At 72.2% G+C, this 12,739-nt stretch carries 6 protein-coding genes; 5 read left to right on the top strand and 1 reads right to left on the bottom strand.

Annotation, left to right across the window (positions count from 1 at the left end; all coding sequences use genetic code 11):
- Positions 1 to 101: 101 nt before the first annotated feature.
- The 4 genes from ABZX11_RS24870 to ABZX11_RS24855 are packed head-to-tail and all read left to right on the top strand — an operon-like array spanning position 102 to position 7,014.
- Entirely contained in the window at positions 102 to 2,720 is a 2,619-nt protein-coding gene (locus tag ABZX11_RS24870; RefSeq protein WP_354916869.1) for a fibronectin type III domain-containing protein, read from the top strand.
- Between the two features lie 29 nt (positions 2,721 to 2,749).
- Positions 2,750 to 3,715, top strand: coding sequence for a MoxR family ATPase (locus tag ABZX11_RS24865; RefSeq protein WP_354916866.1), 966 nt, complete (start codon positions 2,750 to 2,752; stop codon positions 3,713 to 3,715).
- Between the two features lie 3 nt (positions 3,716 to 3,718).
- Complete coding sequence (locus ABZX11_RS24860) at positions 3,719 to 4,873, top strand: DUF58 domain-containing protein (protein ID WP_354916863.1); 1,155 nt, start codon at positions 3,719 to 3,721, stop codon at positions 4,871 to 4,873.
- Positions 4,870 to 7,014 carry a transglutaminase domain-containing protein gene (locus tag ABZX11_RS24855; protein ID WP_354916860.1) on the top strand — a complete coding sequence of 715 codons (2,145 nt, stop codon included), beginning with the start codon at positions 4,870 to 4,872 and terminating at the stop codon, positions 7,012 to 7,014. Before ABZX11_RS24860 ends, ABZX11_RS24855 begins: the two co-directional genes overlap by 4 nt.
- Before the next feature lie 40 nt (positions 7,015 to 7,054).
- Here the strand turns inward: ABZX11_RS24855 and ABZX11_RS24850 are convergent, their stop codons facing one another.
- Positions 7,055 to 8,473 (bottom strand): protein kinase, encoded by a 1,419-nt coding sequence (locus ABZX11_RS24850; RefSeq protein ID WP_354916857.1) that lies wholly within the window; start codon positions 8,471 to 8,473, stop codon positions 7,055 to 7,057.
- Positions 8,474 to 8,646: 173 nt separating this feature from the next.
- Between ABZX11_RS24850 and ABZX11_RS24845 the strand changes: the two genes are divergently transcribed.
- Entirely contained in the window at positions 8,647 to 12,732 is a 4,086-nt protein-coding gene (locus tag ABZX11_RS24845; protein ID WP_354916854.1) for an FtsK/SpoIIIE domain-containing protein, read from the top strand.
- The last annotated feature ends 7 nt before the right edge of the window (positions 12,733 to 12,739 follow it).

Below are 12,739 nucleotides of genomic sequence, written 5' to 3'. Positions count from 1 at the left end.
CCGTGGTGTAACGAGTCCGAGCCCTCGGGCGCTTAAGAGGTTCGTGGCCGCCGGAATTGAGCAATCGCGGCGGCCGTTCCCCCATCGATTCTGGAGGCCGGGTGCCAGGGCAGAGGCGAACGCGCGCGGCGGTCGCGGTGTGGGCGGGGGTGTTCCTCGCGGCCACGACCTTCGTGGTCATCGCGGCCGGCAGCGACGCGCGTCCGGACCTGAACTTCCAGCAGGAAGGCCACTGGGTCTACAACGCGACCGAGCAGGCCGCCTTCCACGTCAACGGCGGCACGAAGCAGGTCGACGCCCGCACCGGGAAGGTGCAGCTCACCGGCGCCGTCGCGATGGGGCAGGGCGACCGGCAGCTGAGCGCCGTCGGAGGTGGCAAGGCGGTCGTGTTCGGCAAGTCCGATCTCGCGGTGGCGGCCACGCTCGCGGCGCCCGGCGGGGACGTCCCGGTGAGCCTCGAGGTGCCCGGTGGGCCTTACTACGTCTACAAGCAGGCCGGCACGGTGGTGCGGTTCGCTCAGCTGCCGCCGGTCACGATGCGGGCCGGGGGAACGGTGGGGGAACCGGCACCGCTGGCGGACGGCACGATCTGGTTCCAGCGCACCGACAACGGGGCGTTGTGCCGGGTGAAGCGCGACGCCGGTGACGTGCTCTGCCCGGTGCACACCGCGGGGGAGCAAGGCGATGTCGTGGCCACCGGCGATCAGGCCGTGTTCGTCGACCCGGCCGCCGGAACGGTCACCCCGTTCGGGGAGCAGGGGGCCGGCACCGCGGTGAACCTCGGGGTGCGGGACATCAAGGACGCGCGCACCGCGACCGTCGCGGTCGCCCGGAAGCTCCCGCTGGTCGATCCCGGTTCCAACCGGCTGATCCTGGCCGGGCTCGACGGTCTCGGCGGGCAGCGTTCCGCCGCGTCACCGATCACCGTCGGGCTGGGTGCGGGCGACTTCGCCGCACCTGTCACTTCTACCGATGCCGTGGCGGTTCTCGACCGGGCCGGCCACCGGGTCCTGACCTTCACCCCGGAAGGCAAGCAGAAGGCGACGACACCGCTGCCGGACGGGGCGGGGCAGCCGCGGATGGTGCGCGGCCAGGACGGGCGGGTTTACGTGGACGCCCAGGACGGCGCCCACACGGTCGTCGTCGACCACGACGGCTCGGTCACCACGGTCGGCGTCGGCCGGCAGGAAGTCCCGTCCCCCGACACACCGAAGACGCCTCAGCCCCAGGTGGTGCCGCCACCGGTTGCCTCCCACGGCAAAACCCCGTCCCCGCCCGCGGGCAAGGGGACGAAGGTTCCGCCGAAGGCGCCGGGAGCACCGGGCGCGGTGCAGGCGCAGCCGGGCAACGCCACGGTGAAACTGTCCTGGAGCGAAGCGGACGCGAACGGCGCCGCCATCACCGAATACCGGGTCGCCTGGCGGTCGACCGCGGGCGGGGGCACGGACGGCGCAACCAGCGCCGGGGGCAACCGGCTGCAGATCGACGTGCCGGGGCTGCGCAACGGTGCCACCTACGTCTTCACCGTCACTGCGGTCAACTCGGTGGGCACCGGACCCGCTGCCGACTCCCAGCCCGTCACGCCCAGCTCCGAAGTGCCCGGCACGCCGGGAGCACCGACGGCGACCGCGGGGGAGGACGGCACGGTCAAGCTCACCTGGGCGCCTGCCGACGGGCAGGGCCACCGGATCACCGGCTACACCGTGACCGCCCACGGGGCAGACGGCAGCACGACCGCTGCCGGCACCTCGACCGAAGCGTCCCTCACCACCGCGGCCGGCGTACTGACCCTCGGCACCGCTTACACCTTCACCGTCACCGCGGCCAACGAGCTGGGTTTGTCCAGCGCGGACTCGCCGTCGAGCGGCGCGGTCTCGCCGTACTCGCCCGCCGCCGCGGTCGGCGGCCTGAGCGCCGCCGCCGACGATTCCACCGTGAGTCTCACCTGGACCGCGCCCGAGCTCAACGGGGGCGACCTGGCGGGGTACCGGGTGGAGGCCGACGGCCTGAGCCCCCAGACGGTCACCGGCACCACGGCGACCTTCCGCGCCTTGTCGAACGGCACCAAGTACACCTTCACCGTACGGGCAACGACCCGTCAGCGCGGCACCACCGGCCCCACGGTGGACGGCGCACCGGCGACCGCGTCGGCCACTCCCGGCCGGGCGCCGGTGGTCGACGTGACCGGGGCCTCGAGCAGTGGTGACCGGCAGATCACCCTCACCGTCAACGTGTCGGACTACAGCAGCGGAGCGGTGACCTGCCACGTCGTGTTCAACGGTGCCGAACGCTGGACCGGGGGCTGCGCGAGCGGAAACTCGATCACTGTCGGCGGGCTGGCCTACGCGACGACCTACGACATCTACGTCACCGGTGAAAACAGCTTCGGGCGCGGTCCGACCGGGGCGCACGGCTCGGCGCGGACCAACGATCCACCACCGCCTCCGCCCTCGGTTTCGGTGTCCAAGGGCGGCCGCTACTCCAGTTCCGCGTGCACCGACCCGAGTTGTGCCTACGTCGTCGTCTCGGCGCGCAACTTCGCCGCCAACACGAGCTACTCCGTTGCCTGTGTGTCAACTGTGGACGGTGAGTACTACCGGTACTCGGCGCGCACCAACGGGTCCGGCGCATTCGACAGCTCCGTCTGCTTCTTCGGCTACCGGGGCAGGCAGGTGTGGGCGGTGGTCGGTTCCGCCGAGTCCAACCACCTGACCTGGTGACCCCGGCTTTCGTGAACGAGGAGAAACCCATGAATCCCCAGCTGACCCCGGGCGACGCCTTCGGCCTGATCTCCGCCAACGTGCAACGCGTCATGCAGGGCAAGCCCGACGTCGTCCGGATGGCCGTCGTCGCCATGTTCGCCGAGGGCCACGTGCTGCTGGAGGACGTGCCCGGCCTCGGCAAGACGACGCTGGCCCGCTGCCTGGCGGCCAGCGTCGATGGCACGCTGAACCGGATCCAGTTCACACCGGACCTGCTGCCCGGCGACATCACCGGCGCGTCCATCTACCACCAGAGCAGCGAACGGCTGGAGTTCCACCCGGGCGCGATCTTCGCGAACATCGTGCTGGCCGACGAGATCAACCGCGGCACGCCCAAGACGCAGTCGGCCCTCCTGGAGGTGATGGCCGAGGCGGCGGTGACCGTGGACGGGCAGCGCCACGCGGTGCCGCGGCCGTTCCTCGTGTTGGCAACGCAGAACCCGATCGAGCTCGAAGGCACCTACCGGCTGCCGGAGGCGCAGCTCGACCGGTTCCTGGTGCGCCTGACCGTCGGCTACCCCGCCCATGATGCCGAGGTCCAGGTCGTGCTCGGTGACATGGCGGGTTCGTCGCCCGCCCAGCTGGGACCGGTTCTCACCCGGGAAGCCCTTTCCGGGGTGATCGCTTCGGTGCGGCAGATACAGGCACACCCGGCGGTCTGCTCGTACGCGGTCAGCCTCGCCGAGGCGACCAGGCAGCACCCGATGGTGCGGTTCGGCGCCAGCCCGCGTGGCAGCGTCGCACTCGTCCGGGCGGCCCGGGCGTGGGCCGCCACCGACAACCGCGCCTACACGACCCCGGACGACGTCAAGGCCGTGGCGTCGGCGGTGCTCGAACACCGGCTCGTGCTCACCCCGGAAGCGGAACTCAACGGCCGCAAGGCCGCCGACGTGCTCGACGAGGTACTGCGCGCGGTCCCCGCGCCGGGTGGCTCGGCGACGGTGCGGGGCTGAACCGTGCCGTCCGTTCCCGCTGCCCAGGGCCTCCGGCTCACCCGACGGGGTGGTGGCCTGCTCAGCGCCGCCGTCCTCTGCCTCGTCGCGGGGCTGGTGCTCGGTTTTCCCCTCTTGCGGCTCGTCGCCGGCGCGGCGGTCGCTGTCGTCGTCGTGGCGGTGCTGAGCTGCGTGCGCAGGGTGAGCATCGACGTGCACCGCGAACTCGTGCCCGACCGGGTCGAACGGGGCGACGCCGCGGCGGCCACGCTCACCCTGACGAACCGCTCGAAACGACGGAGCAGCGGTTTCACCGCCATCGATCCGCCCACCGAGGAAGCCCGGCTGGCGGTGCCGCCGCTCGCCCCCGGTGCCTCGAAGGAGCGCTCCTACCGGCTGCCCACGCAGCGCCGCGGTGTGCTCACCGTGGGACCGCTGACCGTGCGGCGTGCCGACCTGCTCGGTCTGGTCGTGGCGGAGGCCCGAGGCGGCAGCACGTCGACGCTGCTCGTGCACCCGCGGCGCCACCGCGTCGGCGTCAGCCTCGGTGCGCACCCGCGTCACCACCACGAGGGCGTCATCGCGCCACGGCCCATGGCCGGGTCGACCGACCTGCGCGCGGTGCGCGAGTACGTCCTCGGTGACGAGCTCCGGCACGTGCACTGGCGGGCCACGGCCAAGACCGGCCGGATGATGGTCCGCGAGTACGTCGACCCGGCCCAACCCCGGTTCACGGTCCTCCTCGACGACCGCATGGACGCCGTCGACGAGGACGGCTTCGAGGCGGCCGTGGAGATCGCGGCTTCGCTCACGCACGCGTCCGCTGCGGCCGGCACCCAGACCCGGCTGCTCACCACCACCGGCCTCGACCTCCACCCCGGTGGTGGTCTGCCGGGCAGCCGCGTTCTGCAGGATGCCCTTTGTGCGGTCGAACAGGGCGGCGAGGCGCTGAACCCGGAAGTCCTGGTTTCCCGGTGCGACCACGGCACCAGCCTGGTCTTGCTCGGCGGCGGGTTCGAAACCGCTTTCGTCGGTGCCTTGCGCCGACGTGCCCGGGAGATGACTTTGTTCGACTTCGGTGCGGCAGGCACGGCACCGGTGCTGCCCGGGGTGACGGTCATCAAGGAACGTGACGCCGTCGTGGCGGCGGCGGCGTGGAACCGGGCGGTGGCGGCGTGATCCGGTTCGCGGCGTGCGCCGCGGTCGCCCTCGCCGCGGGTGTCGGCGGCCTGCTGTTCCAACCGGTGTTCACCCTGCCGGTGTTGCTGCCGCCGGTGGCCGCGGTGTGCGTGGCGGTGGTGGTCGCGGACTTGGCCACGGTCCGCGGACCGGCCTTCCTGCGGCCGCCGTTGGCGTTGCTGTCCGGTGTGCTCGCCCTGGTCGCCACCGCGCTCCGTCCGACACTCGACGGGCCCGTGCCCACGGCGGCGACCGTCCGCGCGTTGGGCGACGGGCTGCTGCACGGCTGGCTGCGCACCCTGGAGAGCACCTGGCCCGCCCGGCCCGAGCCGCAACTGCTGCTGTTCGTGCCCGTGCTCGTCCTGTTGTCCGGCGTACTCGGTGTCGAATGCCTCCGCCGCGACCGCAGTCCGCTGGTGGCTTTGCTCCCGAGCCTGGTGCTGGTCGGGCTGTCCCAGGCGTTTGCCGTGGCCGAGGGCGCGGACGCGATCGGCTTCGGTGCCGCCTACACGGTTGCGGCGGTCATCGTCCTCGCCGCGGCGAGGACGTCAGAAGGGCGCGACACGACCGCGTCCGGCGGGGGCCGCCCGGAACCGCTGGGGAGCTCGGTGACCGGTTACGCGATCCCTGCCGCGGTGCTGGTCGTCGCGGTCGTGACGGGCTGCCTCGCCTTCACCCTGTGGACGCCGCTGAGCAGGCCCGCGTACTCGTTGCCCGCCCACCACCAGCCACCGGCTGTCACCTCGGTGCTGGCCAACCCGCTCGACGAGATCGGCTCCCGCCTGGCGACGCCGGGAGCGGAAGCCTTCCGAGCCCGGGTTTCGGCACCCGTGGACCGCTGGACCGTTTCCGTGCTCGACCGCTTCGACGGGGTGAACTGGACGAGCAGCGCGCGGTTCCGCCCGTTGGGCAGCGCGCTGGCCGTTCCGGACGGCGTGGCGGCTCGCGGCCCGATGGCCGACGCATTCGTGACCCTCGCGTCGGCGCCGGGTGCCTGGTTGCCGACGGTCGCCCGCACCGACCACGTCGAGGGGACCAGTCCGCTGGTGGACGCCGCCACCGGCACCTTGCTGTCGACGCAGGCCACGGACGGCCTGGCCTACCGGCTGTTCTGGCGACCGCCGTCGGTCGACGCGAAGGCGTTGACTTCGTCCGATGTGGATGGTTCCGCGGGCGGGCTCGAAGCTGCGGGACAGCTGCCGAAGGAGATCGCGCCGTTCGTGCGCGAGGCGACCGGCGGGCTCGGGCCGTCGCTGCGCACCGCGTTCGTCCTGGAGCAGTGGTTCCGCACGAACTACAAGGTGGCGTCGGGGGAGGACATCCCGACCGGGCACGGCTACGCGCAGCTGGGCTTCTTCCTCGGTTCCAGCAAACGCGGCACGAGCGAGCAGTTCGCCACGGCCTATGCCGTCCTGGCGCGGGCCGCGGGGCTGCCCGTCCGGGTGGCGGTCGGTTTCCGGCCTCCCCCGGCCGCTCCCGGCGCGGCGGTCGTGGTGCACAACGGCGACGTCTTGGCGTGGCCGGAGATCGCGGTCCGCGGCGTCGGCTGGGTACCCCTCGACCCCACCGGGACGGCGGGCGCGGACGCCGGGAAACAGCAGAGCAGCGTGGCACAGGCGACTGACGAGGCGCGCAAGAACCTTCCTCCTCAGCCGGACACCCCGCCGCGGCAAGCGCCGGACGTGCCCCAGCCACTCCCGGCAACAGGGACGCCGTTGTGGGTGTGGGCCGTTTCGGTCCCGTTCGGGTTGCTCGTGCTCGCCGCGCTGGCGCCCGTCGCGGTGAAGACCGTGCGGCGTCACCGTCGGCGTCGCGGCACACCGGCGGAGGCGGTGGTCGGAGCGTGGCTCGATGCCCGCGACCGGTTGCGCGACCGCGGTGTCACGGTGGTTCCGGGCATGACGCCGCGTGACCTCGCCGCCGCAGTCGCCCTCGATCACCCGCCGGAGGTCCGCCACGGGCTCCGCCGGCTTTCCCAGCTCCTCGATGCGGCCTTGTGGTCGGGCCGCGACGCCACTCCGGAGATGGCGCGCCACGCGTGGTCGGCGTCCGACGCCGTGCGCGCTGCGAGCAGTGGCACCTCGGGGCAGCGATTGGCGTCGGTGCTGGCCCTTCGGAGTCTGCGGCCGGTACGAGCCTGATCAGCCGGAGGGGGGCGCGGCCCCCTCCGGCTTCGGCCGGTCAGCTGCCCGGGTGCACACACTGCGCCTGGCGGATCCCCAGGCTTTCGCTGGCCGCCGTCCGGCTCCCGCTGTCCCAAGTGGCCTGGATCTGGAAGCAGTACCGCTTGCCCGGCGCGACGTCCACGGTGAAGGACGTCCGGCGCTCGGCGAGCTTGATGGTCGGCGCGGAGGCTCCGTCCTCGGCGATCACGACCGCGTAATCCCAGCCCGCGCCGCCGGTCCAGGAAAGCCGGACCTGCGCCCCGAGATCTTCCGGTGGCGCCAACACCGGCGCGGGCGTCGCCCCGGCCGACGGAGGGGCTTCCGCCGAGGTACTCGGCACCGGTGCGCCCACCGGTGCCGGCGCACTCCGGGTGAGCAGCACGGTGACACCGGCGCCGGCCACGACGGCCAGAGCAGCCGCACCGGCGATGAGCCAACGGGTGGACGCCGACATCCGCTTGGGTGGTTCCCCCACCGGGATGCCGGGCCGCGCGGTGGTCTCGGCACCCGGCGGTGCACCGGCTGCGAGAACCGGGTCACCCGGCCGCAAGCCGGTCGACGCCGGGCTCTCGCCCGCGGTGTCGGGTACCCACTCCCGTGCCCGCGCCGGTGCGGCGAGCGCGGCCAGCTCGGCTGCGAAGTCGTTCGCGCTGACGTGGCGTGCGTCCGGGTCAGGCGCGAGGGCCTTGGCCAGTACGGCCGAGAACCCCGGCCCGGCCACTGTTTCCGGCAGCCTCGGCGCCGCCGTCATGACCGCGCGGAGCTTGTAGTCCCGCAGGGGCTCACCGGTTTCGCGGGGGACGGGCGGGTGCCCGGTGAGCGCGGTGTAGAGCGTGGACCCGAGACCGTAGACGTCCGACAGGAAGGTCGAGCGGCCCTGGTAGACCTCGGGGCCCGCGTGCTCCCACGTCGCGTAATCGGCTCGGGCGCTGCCGGCGTCCGCGTGGAGGGTGAGCCCGAAGTCGCTGAGCACCGCTTCACCGGTGGCGCGGAAAAGGATGTTCGAGGGGGTGACGTCTCCGTGCACCCGGCCGGCGTCGTGCACGGCCTGCAGCGTCGTGGCCGTGCGGGCGCCGATCGCCGCCGCTTCGCCGGGCCGGAGAGGTCCGCGGGCGATCCGGTCGGCCAGCGATTCGTGGCACAGCTCCATGACGAGGAACGGCCGTCCGTCGCTGCCGGGGACCACGCCGCTCTGGAACACGGTCACGACGTCCAGGTAGGTGGGGAGCTTGCCGATCGCCTTGCACTCCGCTTTGAACGAATCGCGCGAACGACGGTCGAGCAGCGCGGAGTGGAAGACTTTCACCGCGACCTCGCGGCCAAAGTCTTCCTGAATCGCGCGGTAAACGGTGGCGAAGCCACCACGAGCGATCGGCGTCAACCGGAACAGGCCGGGTATCCGCGGAACATCGTCGTTGCTTTGTTCGAAACCCACGGTGAAAGCGTAGCGCCGGACAGGCCGCCCGCGATAGTTCCGGGAGAGCCGCGGAACAAGTGGGAGAAAAAGTGCGCATCCGGTTGTCAGTCCGTGATCCCCGCAGTGGGGTGTTACGCGATTTCGGTTTCGAATGCGTATCGGAGAACTCGGCGGGGGAGGTGCTCGATGCGGTGCGCGCCGTGATCGGCGCCACCGGACCGGCCTCCGTGGACGGCGTCCGGATCGACCCGGGCGTACCGGTCAACGCTTCTCCCTTGCGCGACGGTGTCATCCTCGATTTCTCCGCCGCGGACGAGCGCCCGTCCGGCGGGCCGCGACGCGGGCCCGCACTGCGTGTCCTGTCCGGCCCCGACGCAGGCCGGACGCTTCTCCTCGAGCGGGGCCGGAAACTGCGAGTCGGCCGTAGCGGCGATGTGCACCTCGCCTTGTCCGATACGGATGTTTCGCGGCTGCATTGCGAGGTCCAGTGGGACGGCGGCCGCCTCCACGTCACCGACCGCGATTCGAAGAACGGCACGGTGATGAGTCACGAAGGCCGATTCTCCGGGCGTCCGCGGCTCACCCCGGACGTATCGGTGGATCTCCCGCACGGGGAGCAGTTCCAGATCGGCGGAACTCGGCTCGCCGTCGATTTCGCCACCGCGGGAGTGGCGCCCAGCCCCGACGGGCAAGGTGGCCTCCTGGTCAACCGCGCGCCGCGCACCCGCGCGAAGTTCGAGGCCCCCACGGTCGACTTCCCGACCCCGCCGTCGTCGCACGTCCCGCAGCGCAGCCCGCTTCTGCTGATGGCCGGCCTGCCGCTGGTGCTGAGCGTGGTGTCGGCCGTGGTCTGGCGGCAGCCCTCGTACCTGGTGTTCGGCTTGCTGTCGCCCGTGATGGCGGTGGGGATGTGGTGGAACTCCCGCCGTGTCGCGAAGCAGGCCGACGCCGAGAATTTCGGGGACTACGAGCGCAGGCTCGCCGAAGCGCAGGTCGCGGTGCATGCGGCGGTCGACGACGAGGACGCGTACCTGCGGCGGCAATGGCCGGACCCGGCCGTCGTGCTCCGGTGGGCGGATCCCGCCGATCCCGGGCTCTGGCAACGACGCGCGGGTGACGACGACTGGCTGCGGTTCACACTCGGCCGATCCACCCGGCCGGCGTCCGTCCGGTTGCGGCGTCCGGAGTCCACCGGGAAGTGGCAGCTGCCCCGGCTCGTCTCGGCACCGGTCGGCGCGGAACTCGCCGCATGCGGCGCGATCGGCGTTGCCGGCGCCGCCGCCGACACCCAGGGGGTGCTCGACTGGTTGCTCGTCCAGGCGGCAGTGTTGCACGGCCCGGACGAACTCCGGATCGCGGTCCTTTCACCCGAGTCGCGGATTCTGTTGTGGACCCGCTGGCTGCCGCATCTCAAAGACCTGGCAGGCGGGGTCCACGCCGCCTGGACGTCCGAAGGCCTGAACGCCGCGCTGGACCCGCTGACCGAGCTCCTGCAGACGCGGCTCGAGAGCCGGCGCCCGGGTGTGGTCCCGGCGGACGTGCTGGTGGTGCTGATGGGGGTGGGCAAGCTGGCGCGGCGCAACGACGTCTCGAACCTCCTCCAGCAGGGCCCCTCGATCGGCTTGCGATTCCTGTGCGTCGACGAGAGCGTCTCGTTGCTGCCCAGGCAATGCGGTGCGGTGCTGACCGTGGCGTCCTCCGGTGATCGGCTGAGTGTCGCCCAGGGAGATCCGGGTGCCGTGACCGCCGACCGCGTCGATGCCGCGGCAGCCGAGCGGCTGGCCCGGGTGCTGGCACCGCTGCGGGTCGTCGGCTCGGGGAGCGCGGCAGCGGCTATTCCGGACGTGGTCCGGTTGAGTGAGATCGTATCGGCGTTCCATCCCGCGGCCGTGCTCAAGGCGTGGGAATCGGCCCCGGAGCGCACCGATGTGCCGATCGGGGCCGACCTCTCCGGCACGGCGACGATCGACCTCGTGAAAGACGGACCCCACGGCGTGATCGTCGGCACTACGGGCGCCGGCAAGAGCGAGTTCGTCACCACTCTCGTCGCGTCCCTCGCCGCCGCGAGCACTCCCGCCCGGCTGAACTTCCTCTTCGTCGACTTCAAGGGGAACGCGACGTTCCACAACCTGGCGCGGCTGCCGCACGCAGTGGGGACCGTGACGAATCTCGACGGTGCTCTCAGCAGGTTCTTCGCCTCCCTGCAAGCCGAACTGCTGCGCCGCCAGCGGATGTTCGACGAGGCCGGTGTGTCGGATTTCGGAACATACGGCCGTCTTGCCGATCGGGAAGGCCGGGAGCCGATGGCCCGGCTGGTCGTCGTCGTCGACGAGTTCGCCGAGCTCAAGCAGTCCCTGCCGACCGCGGTCGACGACCTGGTCGGGATCGCCCGGGTCGGTCGCTCCCTCGGCGTGCACCTCCTGCTGGCGACCCAGGACGAAGCCGACGTGACATCGCACATCAAGCACAACTCCGAACTGAAGGTCGCACTGCGGGTCAGCCGTTCGGTGAGCGACATGCTCCTCGGCAGCCCGCTCGCGGGGGAAATCACCAAGCGGCAGCGCGGACGAGCGGTGCTGCGGCAGTCGGACGAGCTGCGCACGGTGCAGACCGCGTGGAGCGGTGCGCCGAGCGGCAGCGCGCAAACGGTCGCCCTGCGCGCGTTTCCTTTGCAAGAAGGAGACGTCCACCTGCCCGAACCGAGCCGGCAGCAGGCGACGGGACACCGCACCGAGCTCGACGATTTGATCGACGCGGTCGCGGAAGCCGCGGCGGCCGCCGCGATCGAGGTGCCGCACAAGCCGTGGCTGCCCCCGCTCCCCGAGCTGCTCACTCGGGAGCGGTGCCTGCCCGTCCCGTTCGCACTGAACCTGGGTCTCCGCGACGTTCCGGCGGACCAGCGGCAGGTTCCCTTCGCTCCCCGGCTCGGTGGCGGTCACCTCCTGCTGATCGGCGCACCCCAGTCGGGCCGCACGAGCGCGTTGCGCGCGATCGCCTGCGGGCTGATCGCGGACACGTCTCCCGATGCGCTGCAGGTCCACGTGATCACGGCCGGTCACGGGCTCGGTGAACTCGCGGAACTTCCGCACAGCGGCGTGGTCGCCGACGCCGGTGACGCCTGGCGTGTCGAGCGGTTGCTGTCCCGGCTCGGAGACGAGGTCCGGTCGCGGCGCGAGACGCTGTCCGCGGCCGGGGTGGGGACCCTCGACGAACTGCGCGAACGCGATCCCGGCGCACCGCCACACCTGGTGCTGCTGGTCGACGGCGTCGACGTCGTCAACGAGCGGGAAACTTCGGCGCCCCTCCTCCAGCAGCTGCTCGAGGATGGTTCGGCCGTCGGGCTGACTGTTTGCGTGACGAGCACCGGCACGAAGCTGCGAGCCCGGTTCGCCGGGCTCTTCGAGCACCGCCTCAGCTTCCGCCGGGCCGACAACGACTGCCTCGGGACGCTGGGGTTCCCCCACCGCGCCGATGTCACGAAGCTCCCGCCCGGCCGGGCACTGCTGCGGAACGATTCGACCGTGGTGCAGGTTCCGCTGCTGACCGGGAATCCGTCCGGCACGGCGCAGCGCACGGCTCTCGCCGAAGAGGTCGCCCGGGCCGCGAAGCGCTGGCCGGCGCCTAGGCGGACGCCACTACGGGTGGACCGCATCCCGGCGGCCCTGCCGTTGTCACGGGCGGCCGCCTACGGCAGGCGACCCGCCGGCCGGCCGGCTCTGCTCGGCGTCGGTGGTGACGAGCTGACCGCACGCTGGGCGAACTTCGACACCGACCACGTCGTGGCGATCGTGGGCCCTCAACGTTCCGGTCGGACGACGGCGTTGTGCGCCACGGCGCTGAGCGCTGCCGCGAACGGCCTGCGCGTCGCCCTGATCGCCGCCCGGCCGGGTGCCGCCTACGCCGCGCTCGAGCGCGCCGGAATCTTCGTCGGTGACAACGAGGCGGTGCCCGCCGCCATGGCGCAGGGTTTGGACGCCTTGTTCGTGGACGACGCGGACCGGCTGGGTGCCCCGGAACCGCTGCCGTTCGGCCGCCCGGGACTGCCGGCCCTCGTGGCCACGTGCCGCGCCGATCGGCTCGCCACGTACGGCCGCAGTCTGGCGCAGGCGCTCACGACGGCCGAAGTGGGCGTCGTGCTCCGGCCCGGGCGGGGCGAGGTGCTCGGGATCGAGTTCCCGCGCCCGGCGTTCGACCTGCCGGTGGGGTGCGGGTACTTCGTCTCGCACGGTGAGGCGGCGCTCGGCCGGATCGCCGAGCCGGAGGCCGTCACCCGGTGAGGTGACG

It is taken from the genome of Amycolatopsis sp. NPDC004169 (assembly GCF_040610315.1).
Taxonomy (GTDB): Bacteria; Actinomycetota; Actinomycetes; order Mycobacteriales; family Pseudonocardiaceae; genus Amycolatopsis.
The sequence above is the reverse complement of the archived record's forward strand: the minus strand, read 5'-3'. Positions and strand labels throughout refer to the sequence as shown.